Here is a 16,855-nt window from a genome sequence, read left to right as displayed (position 1 = left end):
GGGTGGCGTCGCGGAACCAGCGCAGCACCAGCACGGCGTGGACGAACAGGGTCAACGCCCGCCGTCCCCTGCGGGTGCCGCGCCGGACGCGCTCGGCGTGCAGCAGCCTGGCGAGGTAGTGGGCCAGGTCCTCGGACACATCCAACGTGGCAGTATAGGTAATCACGGAAAGCCCCCGCTTCGGACTAGATCGTCAAGAAATCCAGTCCTAGCAGGGGCTTTCCGCCTACCCAGACCAACACGCCGACCCCCACACCCTTACTGAGAAAACCTCAATGTGGCATTGGGTGCGCTCAACGCACCGAACGCCACATTGGGTGCGTCTGACGCAGCGAACGCCACATTGGGGCGCAGCGGGACCGGGGCGAGCGATCAGAGGCGAGCAGCGGTCAGGTGTGGGCGAGCGAATCCGGGCCGAGGTCGGCGAGCACGTGATGGCCCGACAGCGCCATCGTCAGGTCCAGCTCGGCCAGCAGGCTGCGCAGCACGTGCCGGACTCCGGCCTCTCCGGCGTGCGCCAGCCCGTACACCCACGGCCGCCCGAGCAGCACCGCCTTCGCGCCGAGCGCCAACGCCTTCGCGAAGTCGGCACCGGTGCGGACGCCCGAGTCGAACAGCACCTCGATCCGGTCACCCACCGCCGCCACGATGCCGGGCAGCGCATCCAGCGCGGCGATCGCGCCATCGACCTGGCGGCCGCCGTGGTTGGACACCACGATGCCGTCCATGCCCGCCTCCACCGCGCGGCGCGCGTCGTCCACGTGCTGGATTCCTTTGAGGACGATCGGGCCGTCCCAGTGCTCGCGCAGGAACGGCAGCCGGTCCCAGGTGCGGTCGGTGCCGGTCACCATCCCGATCCACCGCAGCACCGCCGCTGGCATGTCCTCCTCCGGCGTCTTCTCCAGCATGCCGCGGAACACCGGGTCGCTGAACGGGATCGCCATCCCCTCGCCGTGCAGGAACGGCAGGTACCCCTGGTCGAGATCGCTGGGCCGCCAGGCCAGCGTCCACGTGTCGAGTGTCACCACGAGCGTGCTGAACCCGGCGCTCTTCGCCCGCGCCAGGATGCTCGCGCAGACGTCGGAGTCGCTCGGCCAGTACAGCTGGAACCAGCGCTGCCCGTCGCCGTTGGCAGCCGCGACGTCCTCGATGCTCGTCGACGACGCCGTCGAGAGGATGTACGGCAGGCCGACCGAGGCCGCGGCCCTGGCGCTGGCCGACTCGGCCTCGGCGTGCACGATCGACTGGACCCCGACCGGGGCGACGAGCAGCGGCGCGGGCAGCCGGGTGCCGAACAGCGTGGTGGACAGGTCCCGCTCGGTCGCACCGGTGAGCATCCTCGGCACCAGGCGCCAGCGGTCGAACGCCGCGCGGTTGGCCCGCGCGGTCGCGCCCGAGCCGGCGGCACCGGCCACGTAGGAGAACGGCCCGGCCCCGAGTACCTGCTGTGCCGAGGCCTCCAGCTTCGTGGCGTCGGTGGAGCAGGGCGGGTAGGCACCGCCGAGTCCGTGCAGGTAGATCTCGTTCTGGTAGCCGCCGAACCGTTCGTTCACCTGGGTCTCCTCGTCATCCGGCCCGCACTGTACCCGCCGGTAGCAACCAGGTGAGTCTCGCCGATCGGGTGACAGCGAGTGGCCCGATCACGGCGAGTAGCAACACGTAGCCCGCGACGAACGGCGCGATCCGCCCGTCGAGCCCCGCCGCCGTCGCGAGGGAGGCGAGCACCAGGGAGAACTCCCCGCGGGTGAGCACGGTGAGCGCGATGGTCACCGCGGCCTCCCGGCCGAACGAGTGCAGCCGCGCGGCGAACGCGCCCGCCGCCAGGTTGAGCACGATGGTCAGCGCCACGGCCAGGAGCACCGGGACGACCACCGTGCCGACCTCGCCGGGATCGATGCTCAGCCCGAAAATGAAGAAGAACAACGCGCCGAAGGCGTCCCGCAACGGCAGCACCAGCTTGTGCACGCGGGGCGCGACCTTCGACCCCGCGAGCATCACGCCGACCATGAACGCGCCGATGGCGTCGGACACCCCGACCTCGTCCGCGACCGCCGCGCCCAGCACCGCGACACCGACGAAGCACACCGTCAGCAGTTCGTCGTCCGCGGAGCCGAAGAACCTCGACACGAGCCGCCCGCCCCAGCGCGCGAGCGCGGCCAGCACGAGCAGGAACCCGAACGCCTTCGCGAAGTCGAGCAGCGCCGGGCCGAACCCCTCGGCGCGGTTGAGCACCGGCTGGAGGATCGCCAGATACAGCGCGAGGAACAGGTCCTCGAGCACGATGACGCCCATGATCAGCCGGGACTCGGGGTTGTTCATCCGCCGGGTCTCCAGCAGCAGCTTGGTGACGATCGCCGAGGACGAGATGCCGATCACGCCGGCGATCACAAGCGCCTCGCGCGTGCCCCAGCCGAGCGCGAAACCGAAGGCGAGCCCGCCGCCGATGTTGAGCGCGAGGTACCCGAGCCCGGCGCCGACCAGCTTCCGGCCGCCCTTCGCCAGGTCGTCGAGGGAGAATTCGAGGCCGAGGTAGAACAACAGGAAGACCAGGCCGAGACCGGACAGCACGGCCAGCTCGCCCGGGTCGTCCACAAGGGACAGTCCGGGGGTGTGCGGGCCGAGCAGGATCCCGGCCAGCATGAACAGGGGAATGGTGGGCAGCCCGATGCGGGCGCCGGCTCTCGCGAGCACTCCTGCGGCGAGGAACGCGCCGCCCACGGCCAGCAGGGCATGACCGGAACTCATATAAACCTCCGAGTACGGCTGAGTACGGGATGAAGACGCGTACTAGGCCGTGGGAGGCGCGCGTGCCTCGGCGGCGTGCGCGGGACGCCGCACGACGACGGGCGCGCGCTGGACGCGCGGTTCACCGAAGCCGTCGCGGTCCGCCGGAACGACCACCTCGCGCGGCACGTCGACGGGCGGGACCGGATGCGCCGCGACGGCGTGCGACACGGCCTGAGCGGTGAAAACCGCGCTCTTGCCCGCCGCGCCGCCGGGTCCGTCCGGCAGTTCGGGAGTGGCGTCGGCGAAGAGGAAGAAGGCCGCGATCAGCAGGAGCAGGATGGACCGGTGCCGCGGCGCGGCGGCACAGATCACGGTCATCGCGAGCTACTTTACCAGTCCTTTAATATCTATCCCGAACGTCCACAGTGGACCTCAGGACGGATCGCGCCACATCGGCCGCAGCGGCGAGCCACCGGGAAGCCGGAACGCCGCGCCGAGTTCGCGGTACCCGAGGCGCCGGTACAGCCGCGCGCTGCCGGGTGAGCTGGCCACCAGGTAGGTGGGCGACCCCGCCGCGTCGTGGCGGTCGAGCCCGTACCGGAAGAGCCCGCCGCCGAGGCCCTGCCGCTGCCGATCCGGGCGTACCGCCGCGAACTGGGCCTGCCAGTAGCCCGGCCGGGCCGGGATGTGCTCCCCCAGCAGCGCGAAGACGGCCTCCAGCCGGTCCTGTTCGGACTCCTCCAGCGCGGCGAAGCCGTCCAGCAGGCCCTCGTCGCCACCGGGAAGCCACAGCACGAGCGCGGCGAGGTCGTCGCTGACGTCGATCCGGCCCCCGGCGAACGCGGCCTCGGCGAGCACCGCGTAGAACGTCGGATGCGCGCGGCGCCGCCGGCCGGGATCGGGGAAGATCCACCGGTCGACCGGGTCGTCGTGGAAGGCCGCCGTCAGCACCTCGACCAGGGTGTCCACTTCGGACGGTTCGGCCGGACGGAAACCGGGTTCGCTCATCGCCCCTCCCGAGGTTGTTCCGGTTCGCCGGGCGCCACCGGCCCGCCGATCCGCGCGTAGCGGTCCGGACGGCGGGCACGCAGCACCGCGGCCCTGCCGAACCCGGCCAGCCCCGCCACCAGAAGCAGCCCCGGCAGGGCCCACCGCAGCGGTGTCGTGCCCGCTTCGCCGAGCAGCAGGTCGAAGTGCACCAGGATCGCGGTCAGCGCCAGCGCCGCGAGAAGAGGGGCGACCCAGCGCCGCCAGGCCGTCTCCACCTCCGTCCGTCGCCGGAAGAACCCGATGACCGCGAGCGAAACCGCGATCATGACGAGCACCACCCCCGTCGACGCGGTCACGCCGAGCCAGGCGAACAGCTGGGTGACCGGATCACCACCGGCGATCGCGAACACCGCGATCACGACCAGCGCGAGCGCGGTCTGCGCCAGCGAGCCGCCGACCGGCGCCCCGGTCCGGCCCGTCCGGCTCAGCGCCGCGGGCAGCAGCCCTTCCCTGCCCAGCGCGAAGAAGTACCGCGCCACCGCGTTGTGGAAGCTCAGCAGCCCGGCGCACTGGCTCGTCATGAACAGGAAGTACGCGACATCGGCGAAGAGCGCGCCGGCGTGGTGCGCGCTCAGGCCGAACAGCAGCGCGGGTCCCTCCGCCCGGCTGCCTGCCACCACCCCGTCCGGACCGGCGCCCACCGACATCGCCAGCGACGACACGAAGTACAGCACCGCGGTCAGCCAGATCGCGATGTGCGTGGCCCGCCCGACGGTGCGGCGCGGGTCCCGGCACTCCTCGCCGTAGGTCGCCGCGCCCTCGAAACCGGTGAACACCGCCACCGAGAACGCGAACACCGCCCCGGCACCGACGGTGAACAGGGTGGCGGGTTCGAGCGAGGCGAACGACGCGTGCCCGCCCGCCGGATGGGCGAACAGCACGACGTCGATCACCGCGACGACCGCCACCTCCAGGCACAGCGCGACCCCGAGCACCTTCGCGTTGACGTCGACGCGGAGCACGCCGAGCACCCCGACGAGCACCGCCGTCACGAGCGCCGTCGGCCACCACGGGAGCACCGGCCCGAACCTCGTCGCGAGCCAGTTCGACACCGACCAGCCGAACAAGCCGTAGACACTGATCTGGATCGCGTTGTAGGCGACCAGGGAGACGAAGGCGATCGCGGTGCCGCTCGCCCGGCCGATCCCGTTCGCCACATACGGATAGAACGCGCCGGCGTTGGTCACATAGCGGCTCATCGCGGCGTAGCCCACCGCGAACAACGCCAGCACCGGTGCCAGCACGAGGAACGAAAGCGGCACCCCGACGCTCCCGGTGACCGCGTACGTCGTGGAAACACCGCCCGCGATCGCGTAGAGCGGACCGGCCGCGGCGACAACGAAGAACACGACCTGGGCGACGCCGAGCCCCTGGTTCCCGAGCCCGCGCGGGCGCCCGCCCGTCACGGGTTTCCCGGCACTGGAATCCGCTGCACGACCTGCCCCCGGCGTCCGCGATCCTGACAGCGCTCCACAGACTAGGCCGCCGGTACCAGGAGCCGGAACGGCCGATCGGGTGTGAAGGGGGATTTTCCTCGCGTCCGCCGGGAGAATGCCTCCCTTCGGCTCACGACGTCCGGCGGGTGACCTGACCGGAGACCCGGCGGGTGTAGTCCGCCCGAGCCTCCGGATCGAGCGATGTCAGCGCGCGGTTGTCCCCGACGAGCGTGCGCGCGAACGACATCACGCGCTCGGGGGTGAGGGCGTCGAGCAGGTCCCAGCCGCCGAGATAGCGCGGCACCGGGATCTCCGCGCGCCGCGTCCGGCAGCTGTCCAGCACGGCGGCGGCGATGTCCTCCGGATCGACCGTCGGGAGCCCGCCGCCGAGCGGGACCCCCGAGGCGAGGCCGGTACGGACCGCGCTGGGCAGGACCGCGCTGACGCTGACGCCGGTGTCGGCGTACTCGCGGCGCACCGCGGCGGTCAGCCCGACCACGGCGAACTTGCTCGCGTTGTACACCGCCATCCCCGGGATCGGGATCTTCCCCGCCATCGAGGCGATGGTGACGACGTGGCCGCGTCCCGCCGCGATCATGCCCGGCAGCACCAGCCGCATCCCGTGGATCGGGCCCCACACGTTGACGTCAAGGGTGGTGCGGCTCAGCGCGTCCGGTTCCTCGACGAAGTCGCCGAGCGGCATCACCCCGGCGTTGTTGACCAGCACGTCGATCGGGCCGCACTCCTCGGTCACCGCGGCGACGAACGCGGCGAAGGACTCGCGGACGGTGACGTCGAGCGGAAAGGCCCGCGCCGCACCGCCGATCTCCCGCGCCGCCTCCTGCGCGACGGCCGTGTCCAGATCGCCGAGGCAGACCGTGGCGCCGCGCGCGGCGAAGGCCGCCGCCGTGGCGCGGCCGATCCCCCGCCCGGCACCGGTGATCGCGACGACCGCGCCACGCAACGGGATGGCGGGGTACCGGCTACCGAACGGTGGTCGCATCGGAGGTCCTTTCGGTGCTGGGCTGGGAAACCAGGTAGTCGGCCTCGGTGAACGCGCCGACCTCGGACCGGAGCCGCCCGGTGGAGAACGGCCAGCTGAAACTGTTGCGCCCGTTGGCATCGGTGTAGTAGCTGGAGCAGCCACCCGACTGGTAGACCGTGCCCGGCAGCGCGGCCTGCACCTCGGCGTTGAAGGCCGCCTGCGCCTCCGGCCGGACCGCCAGGCTCGCCCAGCCGCCGCGCAGCGTCCGCGTGATCGCCTCGACCGCGTGCCGCAGCTGGGCTTCGAGGATCATGAACGCCGACGAGTGCCCGGTACCGAGGCTCGGGCCGAGCAGCAGGTAGAGGTTGGGGAATCCGGCGACGGTGGTGCCGCGGTAGGCCTGCGGGCTGCCCCGCCAGTGGTCGTCGAGGCTGCGGCCGCCGGCGTCGAACACGCGCGCGGACACCGGCATGTCGAGGATGTGGAACCCGGTGCCGAAGATGATCGCGTCGACCTCGGCGACGGATCCGTCGGCGCCGAGCACGCGGTTCCCGTCGATCTCCCGCACCGCCGTCGGGTGGACGTCCACAGTGGACTTCGTGAGCGCGCGGTAGTAGGTGTTCGACATCAGCAGGCGTTTGCAGCCGAGCGTGTAGTCCGGCGTCAGCGCCTTGCGCAGCACGGGATCCCGCACGGTCATCCGCAGGTGCGCGAGGCCGATCCGCTGGACCTGCCGCAGCAGCCACGGATGCCGGAACCCGACGCCGAGCCCCTCCATCGCGGCGTACTCCGCCGAGCGCAGCGCACGCTGGAGCGCGGGAAAACGACGCAGCAGCAGGCGTTCCACCCCCGGGACGTAGTGATCCGGCTTCGGCAGCACCCACTGCGCGGTGCGCTGGAACAGGTGCAGCCGCGCCACCTTCCCGGCGATCTCGGGAACGAACTGCACCGCCGACGCGCCGGAGCCGATCACCGCCACCCGCTTACCGGTGAGGTCGTAGTCGTGGTTCCAGCGCGCGGAGTGGAAGGTCTCGCCGGGGAAGCCGTCGAGTCCCGGCAGATCCGGGACGAGCGGTTCGTGCCACGGCCCGGTACCCGCGACGAGGACGCGGGCGGTGTACGGGCCCTGTGTCGTCTCCAGTTCCCAGCGAGCGTCGCGCTCGTTCCACTGCGCGCGCGTCACCTCGGTGTCGTAGTGGATACGCTCGGTGACGCCGAAGCGCGCGGCGGTCCCCCGCAGGTAGGCGCGGATCTCCGGCTGTTTCGCGAACGCGCGGGTCCACTCGGGGTTGGGCGCGAAGGAGTAGGAGTACAGCGCGGACGGGACGTCACAGGCGCACCCGGGATAGGTGTTGTCGCGCCAGGTTCCACCGAGATCCCCGGCTTTCTCCAGCACCGCGTAGTCGTCGATCCCGGCCTGGCCGAGCCGGACGGCGGCGCCGAGCCCGGACGCCCCGGCACCGATGACGAGGGCTTCGAAGTGGCGTTCCATGTTTCGGATACTAACAGTATCTCAATACTGCCGGTAGATGTATTACGCCGGGTGACCGTTCACTACAGTGGCACCCGTGCCCCGACTGACCCGAGCCGAAAGCCAGGCGCGTACCCGCGAACAGCTCCTCGCCACCGCGAAGGAGCTGTTCCTGCGCGACGGCTACGCGGTGACCTCGCTGGAGAAGGTGGCCGACGAGGCGGGATACTCGAAGGGCGCGGTCTACTCCAACTTCCGGAACAAGGACGAGCTGTGCCTCGCCGTGCTCGACCGGATCCACGACGAGCAGGTGGCGATGGTCGCCAAGGCACTGGTCGACGCCGAGGGCCTGGAGGGGCTGCTCGCCGGGTTCCAGGCCTGGGCCGAGCACAGCATCGGCGACGAGGCGTGGACGTCACTGGAGGTCGAGTTCGCCGTCGGCGCCCGGCGCGACCCGCGGATCCGCGCCGAACTCGCCGCGCGGGACAAGGCCATGCGCGACACCATCGCCGGGCTGCTCACCGGGTTCTCCGAACGGCTGGGCATCACGCTGCCGATGTCGGCGGCGGACGCGGCGACCGCGCTGCTGTCGCTCGGCATCGGACTCGGCGTGCAGCGCGCGATCGACCCGACGATCCCGGTGTCGGTCCTGCCCGACGTGATCCGGCTGTTCGCGGGGACCGGCGACACCGGAACGGCGTAACTTCGCGACGCGCGTTGTTCACGTATGTAAAAAACCCACCACCCTCTTGTGTCGTGGGTGAGCACCTCGTTATCGTGGCGCCACGCCGCAGCTAGACCGGCGCGTCGTTTCCGGTGGCCACGAGGTCGTCCCGCGGAACGGGGCGCCGGACGCCTTGTCGGAAATTGCCGTGACCGCTCACGGCAATTGTGTGGAAGGGTATCCACGTCATGCACAAGACGATGCGGCCGTCTGTCGTCCGCGCGCTCGGACTCACCTCGATTCTCGCCGTCGCGATCGCCACCCCGGCGTTGTCGAGCGCCGCCTTCGCGGCCCCGTCACCGGCCGCCACGCAAAGCGCTTCACCGTTCGGTTCCGGCGGCGACCTCGCCTCGCCGGAAAAGAAGGAAATCGCGATGCAGCTGGTGTCCAGCGCGGAAAACTCCTCGCTGGACTGGAAGGCGCAGTACAAGTACATCGAGGACATCGGCGACGGCCGGGGTTACACCGCCGGGATCATCGGCTTCTGTTCGGGCACCGGCGACATGCTCGACCTCGTCGAGGCCTACACGAAGTCGGTCCCGGACAACCCGCTCGCCAAGTTCCTCCCGGCACTGCGGAAGGTCAACGGCACCCCGTCGCACGACGGCCTGGGCGCGCCGTTCGAAAACGCGTGGAAACAGGCCGCCGGGACCAAGGAGTTCCAGAACGCGCAGAACGGTGAACGCGACCGTGTCTATTTCGACCCCGCGGTGAACCAGGGGAAGTCCGACAAGCTCGGCGCGCTGGGCCAGTTCGCCTATTACGACGCCATCGTCATGCACGGACCGGGAACCAGTTCCGACAGTTTCGGCGGAATCCGGGAAGCCGCGCTGAAGCAGGCGAAGCCGCCATCACAGGGTGGTGACGAGAAAACGTACCTCAAGGCGTTCTTCGAGGCCCGCAAGGTGGTCATGAAGAAGGAGGAGGCGCACGCCGACACCTCCCGGGTGGACACCGAGCAGCTGAAGTTCCTCAACGAGGACAACCTCGATCTGCACACCCCGCTGAGCTGGAAGGTCTACGGGGATCCTTACGAGATCAAGTGACCCGCCGTCGTGGGGCGGGCACCTGCCCGCCCCACGGGCTTTCGGCGACGTCCGGGGTTTCTTGGCTTAGGATCGCGGCATGGTCAAGAGTCCCCTGCTGCCCCTCGCCCTCGCGGCACTCGGCGCGGCCTCCCTCGCCGCGGCTGTCGTCCCGGGCCGGGCCGCGGCGGACCCCGCGACGCAGGGACATCAGCACGCACCGGGCCAGCTGGTCAGCGTCGTCGCCTCGTCTCCCAACGCCACCACCGCGCACCTGACCGCGTGGCAACGCGTGCGCGGGCACTGGGTGCGGGTGCTGGGCCCGGTGACCGCGTACGTCGGCACCGACGGGATCGGCCAGGCGAGCGAATCGACGTCGCACACGCCGGCCGGGGTGTGGACGCTGACCGAGGCCTTCGGCATCCAGCCGGACAACGGCACCCGGCTCCCCTACCGGCAGGTCACCACCTCGGACTGGTGGGTCTCGGACGTCCGGTCGCCGTACTACAACACCCACTACCGGTGCGCGCCGGGCACCTGCCCGTTCGACGAGTCCGCCGGCGAGGACCTCGGCGAAGCGGGCCCGGTGTACAACCACGCGACGGTGATCGACTACAACCGCCACCCCGCCGTGCCGGGCAGGGGATCGGCCTTCTTCCTGCACGTGTCGGCCGGGAAGCCGACCGCGGGCTGCGTGGCCATCCCCAGTGACGACCTGGACGCCGTGATGCGCTGGCTCGACCCGGCGCGGCATCCGGTGATCGACATCCGGGTCGCCTGACCCCGGCCGCGCCTTTCGCCGGCTGGCGAGTTTCTGCCGTGGGCAGCGGCCTGGCGGAGGCAGCGCACCCGCCAGGCCCCCGCGCGTCCCGAGGCGTCCGGCATGTTCATGTCCCGTGCGTCCGGCGGCGCGTCCTGTACGTCTCGAACGCTCCGTTGAGGTTTTCTCGCTGGGAGTGGTGAGTTCTGGCGCCCGGGGGTGTGCTGAAGGACGCCTTCGGTGCACTCAGCGCACTGAAAGCGTCCTTCAGCACGGCCAACGCACTGAAAGCGTCCTTCAGCACCCGCGTGCCCCACGAAAGCCCACCAACATCACTCGCCACCCCAACGCCCCGCCCGGAACCCGGGCTTCGGCTCAGACGATGTCGCGAATGCGACACTCGCGACGCTGAACGTCCCCAATGCGACATTCGCGACACGACGCCTCCCCCGCGTCCCGAACGCTCCGTTCGAGACATCCGGAGCGGCGACGAGTGGCCCGTTCGCCCCGCCGCCGTGCCGTGAAGGACCCCTTACCGGCATTGAGCGCCGGTGAGGGGTCCTTCACGGCCCCGCGCACGAACCGCGTGGCCGGATTCCGTCGGTGCCCGGCGGTAGGATTGTCGCGGGGCCGCTCCCCCAGGGAGGGCGGGGGTGTGTCCGGGCGGGCATCGGCGCGGCAGTCCATTGTGGACGTCCGGCGGCGAGGGCGGAGGCGAGCGGGAAGGGCTCAAGCGTCGTCGAGCAGGGCGTCGGCGGTGCGCGTGTTGATCACCCGGTCCGGCCCGATCCCCGCGCGCTGGGCGCGTTCGCAGCCGTAGACCTGCCAGTCGAGCTGGCCCGGCGCGTGCGCGTCGCTGTCGATCGCGAAGTCGCAGCCGAGGTCGGTGGCCAGCCGCAGCAACCGCATCGGCGGGTCCAGCCGTTCCGGGCGCGAGTTGATCTCCACCGCGACCCCGTGCTCCCGGCACGCGGCGAACACGGCCTCGGCGTCGAACTCCGATTCGGGCCGCCGCGAGCGCAACCGGCCCGTGCAGTGCCCGAGCACCCGCACCCGTGGATGAGCCACCGCGGCGAGCATCCGCGGCGTCATCTCCTTCGCGGGCATACGGAGCTTCGAATGCACGCTCGCGACGACGAAGTCCAGCCGTGCCAGCAGATCCTCCCGCTGGTCCAGCGCGCCGTCGTCGAGGATGTCGACCTCGATCCCGTGCAGCAGCCGGAACGGCGCGAGCACCTCGTTGGCCTCGGCGACCACGTCCATCTGACGTAGCAGCCGCTCCGCGGACAGCCCGTTCGCGACGGTCAGTCGCGGCGAATGGTCGGTCAGGACCATCCACTCGTGCCCGAGCGCGCGACCGGCCGCGGCCATCTCCCCGATCGAGCTTCCGCCGTCGGACCAGTCGGAATGCGTGTGGCAGTCCCCGCGAAGGGCGGACCGCAGCGGACCGCCGTCCGGCAGCTCGGGTTCGGTGAGTTTCGCGTGGTAGGCCGGTTCCCGCCCGGCCAGCACGTCCTCGATGACGCCCGCGGTCGCCTTGCCGATCCCGCGCAACGCCGTCAGCGTGCCCGCCCGCGCGCGCACGGCCAATGCCTCCGGGTCCTGCTTGTCGACCACCGCGGCCGCCTGCCGGAACGCCCGCACCCGATAGGTCGGCTCACCCGCGCGTTCCAGGTGGAACGCGATGTCCCGCAACGCCTGCGCCGGATTCATACCTTCCTGTCTACCCCGTCAGGCCCGCCGGGGCAGCTCGTGCAGCACGACGTCGGCCAACCGGCCCCGCGCGATCCGCGCGGTCTGGTACGTGCAGTACGGCTGGCGACGCCGGTCGGTCGGCGAACCGGGATTGAGCAGCCGCAGCCCGGACGGGGCCACCGAGTCCCACGGGATGTGACTGTGCCCGAACACCAGCACGTCGGTGTCGGGGAACAGCGCGTCGCACCGCACCTCGCGGCCCTTCGCCGCTCCGGTCTCGTGGATCACCGCGAGCCGCAGGCCGCCCAGTTCCGCGCGGGCCACCTCCGGCAGCCGCTCGCGCAGTTCGGGACCGTCGTTGTTGCCGTACACCGCGATCAGCCGCTCGCTCCGCGCTTCGAGCGCGTCCAGCGTCGCGACGTCGACCCAGTCACCGGCGTGCACGACGACGTCGGCGGCGTCGACCTCCCGCCACACCTGCTCCGGCAGCGCCCGCGCCCGCGCGGGCAGGTGCGTGTCGGCGATCAGGAGCAGCCGCATCTCACCCGTCCAGCGTCTTCAGCACGCGGTCGAGGAAGCCGCCGACGTGCTTGCGCAGCAGCTCGGCCGCGCCGTCGGCGTCGCCCTTCCGCGCCGCGGCGAGCACCGCCTTGTGCTCGGTCCATTCCTTGCGCCAGCTGGGATTCGCCTCCCAGCCGATGACGCTGATCAGCGCCGCCCTGTCCCTCAGGTCGTCGAGGATCGACACCATCAGGGGATTGCCGCAGCCCTGGTAGAGCGCGCGGTGGAACCGGCGGTTGAGCAGGCTCAGCGCGGCGTGGTCCTTGTCCGCGATCGCCGCCGACGCCTCCTTGAGCGCCTCCGCCGCGTCCTCGAACAGCGCCGGGTCGCGCCGCTCGACCGCCCGCCGCACCGCCTCGGGTTCGAGCACCGTGCGCACGTCGTAGACCGACCGCGCGAGCTCGGCGTCGACGACGCTCACCGAAGCTCCCTTGTACGGGCTGAACGTGACGAGCCCGGAGTTCGACAGGACCTTCAGCGCCTCGCGCACCGGGGTCTTGGAGACGCCCAGCCGCTGCGCGAGCTCGGCCTCGACCAACGGCTGCCCCGGCTCGAACTCCTGGTTGAGGATGCCACGCCGGATCTCCTCCAGGACCACCTCGGTCCGGGAGGCCGGCAGGCTGAACGTCGGGGGCATCGACCACTCCGCATCGGCAGGCATTCGCAGCTCCGGTCAATCTACCCAGCCGGGCTGTGACGACGTTGTGCGACACGCCTCATATATCAGATATCGTACCGGACATGAAGACTCCGGAGGAACTGCGCAGCCACCGCTGGTTCGGCGGAGACGACCTGCGCGGCTTCAGCCATCGCGCCCGCGCCCGGCAGCTCGGCTACGGCCCCGGCGAACACCTCGGCAAACCGGTGATCGGGATCCTCAACACCTGGAGCGACGTCAACCCCTGTCACCTGCACCTGCGCGAGCGCGCCGAACAGGTCAAACGCGGGGTGTGGCAGGCGGGCGGCTTCCCGCTGGAGTTCCCGGTCGCGACACTGTCGGAGACCTACCAGAAACCGACCCCGATGCTCTACCGCAACCTCCTGGCGATGGAGACCGAGGAGATCCTGCGCTCCTACCCGATCGACGGCGCGGTGCTCATGGGGGGCTGCGACAAGACCACCCCGGCGCTGCTCATGGGGGCGGCGAGCGCCGGGCTCCCGACGATCTTCGTCCCCGCCGGGCCGATGCTGCGCGGGCACTGGCGCGACGAGGTCCTCGGCAGCGGCACCGACATGTGGCGGTACTGGGACGACCGCCGCGCCGGGCTCATCGGCGAGCAGGAGCTGTCCGAACTCGAACGCGGCCTCGCCCGCTCGCCGGGACACTGCATGACGATGGGCACCGCGTCCACGATGACCTCGGCCGCCGAGGTGCTCGGGCTGACCCTGCCCGGCGCGGCGTCCATCCCGGCCGTCGACTCCGCGCACCACCGGATGGCCGCGGCGAGCGGTGCCCGGATCGTCGAGCTGGTGTGGGAGGACCTGACGATCGGCCGTGTGCTCGACGAACGCGCGTACGCCGACGCGGTCACCACCGTGCTCGCGCTGGGCGGGTCGACCAACGCCGTGATTCACCTGATCGCGATGGCGGGTCGCAGCGGGATTCCGCTGAGCCTGGCGGACTTCGACGCGATCGCGCGCCGGGTGCCGGTGCTGGCGAACATCCGGCCCGGCGGCGCGTGGCTGATGGAGGACTTCTACTACGCGGGCGGGCTGCCCGGCCTGCTCTCGCGGCTGACCGGCCTGCTGCACCCCGAGCGCGTCACCGTCAGCGGCCGCACCCTCGGCGAGACGCTGGAGACCGCGCGGGTGCACAACGACGACGTCATCCGGCCGCTGGACGACCCGATCGCCCCCGAGGGCGGGATCGCGGTGCTGCGCGGGAACCTGGCGCCCTCCGGCGCGGTGATCAAGCACATCGCCGCCGAGGCCCGGCTGCTCACCCACACCGGCCCCGCCGTCGTCTTCGAGAACCACGCCGACCTCCGGCGGCGGATCAACGATCCGGCACTGGGCATCACCGCGGATTCCGTGCTGGTGCTGCGGGGTTCGGGGCCGCTCGGCGGGCCGGGAATGCCCGAGTACGGGATGCTCCCGATCCCCGACCGGCTGCTGGCCGAGGGGGTGCGCGACATGGTCCGGATTTCCGATGCACGAATGAGTGGCACCAGCTACGGAGCGTGTGTGTTGCACGTGGCGCCCGAATCGGCCGCGGGCGGACCGCTCGCACTGGTCCGCGACGGCGACCGGATCACCCTCGACGTCCCCGCGCGGGCACTGCGGCTCGACGTGGACGATGCCGAGCTGATCCGGCGCCGAGCTGCGTGGACGCCGCCCGCCACGCGATACGAGCGAGGCTACGGGGCGCTCTACGCGCAGCACGTGACCCAGGCGGACGAAGGATGTGACTTCGATTTCCTCGCCCGTCCCGGCCGGAACCCCGAACCTGACCCGCGGTAATAGGGCCACCCGCAAGGGTGACCGTTTTGTCCCCCGTACGGGCGAGTCGTCAGGGTTGTCCGAACGCCCGTTATCGTGATCGCGTCAGCGGCGCAACCCCGGCGCCGGGCTGGAGGGTGGAAAGTTGCCGCAGGAACCACGCTGGCCGGAATCCCACGGCGAGCAGACGGACGTTCTCCCCGTGGTCATGCCCGAACGGGCCGAGCCCGGCGCGGACGCCCCGGCCGCCGGTTCGCGGCGGCGGCGTCCCGGCCTGCGCCGGGCCGGCTGGATCGCCGGTGGGCTGCTCGGCCTGTGCGTGGTCGTCTACGCCATCGACCTGATCGCCAGCCAGGGCAGTGTCCCCCGCGGTGTCACCGTGGCCGGGGTCGACGTCGGCGGCCTGGACCGCAAGCAGGCCGAACAGCAGCTGCGCGGCACGATCGAACCGCGGCTGACCCGGCCGTTCGCGATCAGCGCCGGTGACGTCCAGTCGACGCTGTCGCCGACCGTCGCCGGGCTGCGCCTGGACTGGCCCGCCACCCTCGACCAGGCGGGCGACCAGCCGCTGAACCCGTTCTCCCGGATCGCTTCGCTGTTCACCAGCCGGGAGGTCGGCGTCGTCACGCACGCGGACGAGGGCAGGCTGGGCGCCGCGCTGGAGGACCTGCGCGGCCGCGTGGACCGCGAGTCGGCCGAGGGCACCGTCCGGTTCGAGGGCGCGAAACCCGTCGCGGTCATGCCGAAGCCGGGCCAGCAGCTCGACGTGCCCGCCGCCTCGCAGCAGATCCTCACGCACTGGGCGAGCGGCCAGACGATGAACCTCCCGGTGACCACCAAGCCGGTGCGCACCACGGCACAGGGTGTGCAGGCCGCGCTCGACACGTTCGCGACACCGGCGGTCGCCTCGCCGGTGGTGGTCAAGGGCGAGGGCAAGGACGCCACGGTCAAGCCGGAGGCCATCGCGTCGGCGATCACGTTCGAACCGGGCGAAGGCGGCATGCTGAACCCGAAGGTCGACAACGCGAAGATCGTCGCGGCCGCCGCGCCGCAGCTGAAGCCCACCGAGAAGGAGGGCAAGGACGCGGAGATCGTGTTCGACGGCGGCAAGCCCGCGGTCGAGCCCTCCGCGGACGGCCGCACCATCGACTGGGACCCGAGCCTCAAGCCGCTGCCGGACGTCCTCAAGCGCGCCGAGAACCGCGAACTCGCCGCGCTGTACAAGAACTCCCCGGCGAAGGTGACCACCGACCAGGCCAACCAGCTCGGCGTGAAGGAGGTCATCGGCGAGTTCACCACCAACGGTTTCGCCACCGACTCCGGCGTCAACATCCGCGTGGTCGCCGAGAAGGTCAACGGCGCCATCGTGAAACCGGGCGAGACCTTCAGCCTCAACGGCTACACCGGCCCGCGCGGCACGCCGCAGGGCTACGTCGAGGCGGGCGTGATCGAGAACGGCGCTCCCGCGCGCGAGGTCGGCGGCGGCATCTCCCAGTTCGCGACCACGCTGTACAACGCGTCGTACTTCTCGGGCATGAAGGACGCCGGGCACAAGGAACACAGCTACTACATCAGCCGTTACCCGGCCGGGCGCGAGGCCACGGTGTTCCAGAACCACGACGGTTCCAGCGTGATCGACCTGAAGTTCACCAACGACAGCCCGAACGGCGTGGCCATCCAGACCATCTGGACGCCGTCCTCGATCACGGTGAAACTGTGGGGCACCAAGCGATACACGGTCGAATCGATCCCGGGCGGGCGCAGCAACGAGACTCCGCCGTTCGAGCGGGCAGGGCCCAAGCAGAACTGCCACCCGTCCGCGGGCGGGGTCGGGTTCACCACCAGCGACACCCGCGTGCTCAAGGACGCCGCGTCCGGCCGCGAGGTCAGCCGTTCCACCCGGACCGTGAAGTACGACCCGTCACCGAAGATCACCTGCTCCGCGCCGTAGCACCGGAACTGTCGGTGGTCGCCGCTACGGT

General features: G+C 71.1%; 15 protein-coding genes and 1 pseudogene. 5 read left to right on the top strand and 11 right to left on the bottom strand.

The window, feature by feature from the left end; all coding sequences use genetic code 11:
* The 8 genes and pseudogenes from ABD987_RS43310 to ABD987_RS43275 form a co-directional block, all read right to left on the bottom strand.
* Window positions 1-166 (bottom strand): annotated as a pseudogene (locus ABD987_RS43310) (IS5/IS1182 family transposase); the annotation flags it as partial.
* Window positions 167-389: 223 nt separating this feature from the next.
* Complete coding sequence (locus ABD987_RS43305) at window positions 390-1,553, bottom strand: alpha-hydroxy-acid oxidizing protein (protein WP_345408628.1); 1,164 nt, start codon at window positions 1,551-1,553, stop codon at window positions 390-392.
* A 13-nt stretch (window positions 1,554-1,566) separates the two neighbouring features.
* Complete coding sequence (locus ABD987_RS43300) at window positions 1,567-2,745, bottom strand: cation:proton antiporter (protein ID WP_345408626.1); 1,179 nt, start codon at window positions 2,743-2,745, stop codon at window positions 1,567-1,569.
* Between the two features lie 42 nt (window positions 2,746-2,787).
* The gene (locus ABD987_RS43295; protein ID WP_345408624.1) at window positions 2,788-3,105 is read right to left on the bottom strand and encodes a hypothetical protein; all 318 of its coding nucleotides are present in this window, start codon (window positions 3,103-3,105) and stop codon (window positions 2,788-2,790) included.
* A gap of 54 nt (window positions 3,106-3,159) precedes the next feature.
* On the bottom strand, window positions 3,160-3,735 hold the full coding sequence (locus tag ABD987_RS43290; RefSeq protein ID WP_345408622.1) for a GNAT family N-acetyltransferase: 576 nt from the start codon (window positions 3,733-3,735) through the stop codon (window positions 3,160-3,162).
* Window positions 3,732-5,183 carry an APC family permease gene (locus ABD987_RS43285; protein WP_345408620.1) on the bottom strand — a complete coding sequence of 484 codons (1,452 nt, stop codon included), beginning with the start codon at window positions 5,181-5,183 and terminating at the stop codon, window positions 3,732-3,734. The genes ABD987_RS43290 and ABD987_RS43285 overlap by 4 nt, the downstream gene beginning before the upstream one ends.
* Window positions 5,184-5,343: 160 nt before the next feature.
* Window positions 5,344-6,216: an SDR family oxidoreductase gene (locus ABD987_RS43280; RefSeq protein ID WP_345408618.1), complete on the bottom strand. Its 873-nt coding sequence runs from the start codon at window positions 6,214-6,216 to the stop codon at window positions 5,344-5,346.
* A complete protein-coding gene (locus ABD987_RS43275) occupies window positions 6,197-7,690 on the bottom strand; it encodes a flavin-containing monooxygenase (RefSeq protein ID WP_345408616.1) in 1,494 nt (497 codons plus the stop codon). The genes ABD987_RS43280 and ABD987_RS43275 overlap by 20 nt, the downstream gene beginning before the upstream one ends.
* 76 nt (window positions 7,691-7,766) lie before the next feature.
* On the opposite strand from ABD987_RS43275, the gene ABD987_RS43270 reads away from it, so the two are divergent.
* From ABD987_RS43270 to ABD987_RS43260, 3 genes are all read left to right on the top strand, one after another.
* Entirely contained in the window at window positions 7,767-8,372 is a 606-nt protein-coding gene (locus ABD987_RS43270) for a TetR/AcrR family transcriptional regulator (RefSeq protein WP_345408614.1), read from the top strand.
* A gap of 209 nt (window positions 8,373-8,581) precedes the next feature.
* Window positions 8,582-9,439, top strand: a complete 858-nt coding sequence (locus ABD987_RS43265) for a chitosanase (RefSeq protein ID WP_345408612.1) — start codon at window positions 8,582-8,584, stop codon at window positions 9,437-9,439.
* Between the two features lie 79 nt (window positions 9,440-9,518).
* Entirely contained in the window at window positions 9,519-10,199 is a 681-nt protein-coding gene (locus ABD987_RS43260; protein WP_345408610.1) for a L,D-transpeptidase family protein, read from the top strand.
* A 708-nt stretch (window positions 10,200-10,907) separates the two neighbouring features.
* Here ABD987_RS43260 and ABD987_RS43255 read toward each other — a convergent pair.
* The 3 genes from ABD987_RS43255 to ABD987_RS43245 are packed head-to-tail and all read right to left on the bottom strand — an operon-like array spanning window position 10,908 to window position 13,071.
* Window positions 10,908-11,891 (bottom strand): PHP domain-containing protein, encoded by a 984-nt coding sequence (locus tag ABD987_RS43255; RefSeq protein ID WP_345408608.1) that lies wholly within the window; start codon window positions 11,889-11,891, stop codon window positions 10,908-10,910.
* Between the two features lie 18 nt (window positions 11,892-11,909).
* Window positions 11,910-12,413, bottom strand: coding sequence for a metallophosphoesterase family protein (locus ABD987_RS43250; RefSeq protein WP_345408606.1), 504 nt, complete (start codon window positions 12,411-12,413; stop codon window positions 11,910-11,912).
* A gap of 1 nt (window position 12,414) precedes the next feature.
* Window positions 12,415-13,071: a GntR family transcriptional regulator gene (locus tag ABD987_RS43245; RefSeq protein ID WP_345408634.1), complete on the bottom strand. Its 657-nt coding sequence runs from the start codon at window positions 13,069-13,071 to the stop codon at window positions 12,415-12,417.
* A 104-nt stretch (window positions 13,072-13,175) separates the two neighbouring features.
* Here ABD987_RS43245 and araD point away from each other — a divergent pair, with 104 nt between their 5' ends.
* Together araD and ABD987_RS43235 are read left to right on the top strand one after the other, a co-directional pair.
* On the top strand, window positions 13,176-14,894 hold the full coding sequence (gene araD / locus ABD987_RS43240; protein ID WP_345408604.1) for an L-arabinonate dehydratase: 1,719 nt from the start codon (window positions 13,176-13,178) through the stop codon (window positions 14,892-14,894).
* A gap of 124 nt (window positions 14,895-15,018) precedes the next feature.
* The gene (locus ABD987_RS43235) at window positions 15,019-16,824 is read left to right on the top strand and encodes a VanW family protein (RefSeq protein ID WP_345408602.1); all 1,806 of its coding nucleotides are present in this window, start codon (window positions 15,019-15,021) and stop codon (window positions 16,822-16,824) included.
* Window positions 16,825-16,855 lie beyond the last annotated feature (31 nt).

The sequence above is a fragment of the Amycolatopsis samaneae genome, assembly GCF_039541975.1.
In the GTDB taxonomy this organism is placed as follows: Bacteria; Actinomycetota; Actinomycetes; order Mycobacteriales; family Pseudonocardiaceae; genus Amycolatopsis; species Amycolatopsis samaneae.
Note: the sequence above shows the minus strand (reverse complement) of the source record. Positions and strands in the feature narration are given on the sequence as shown.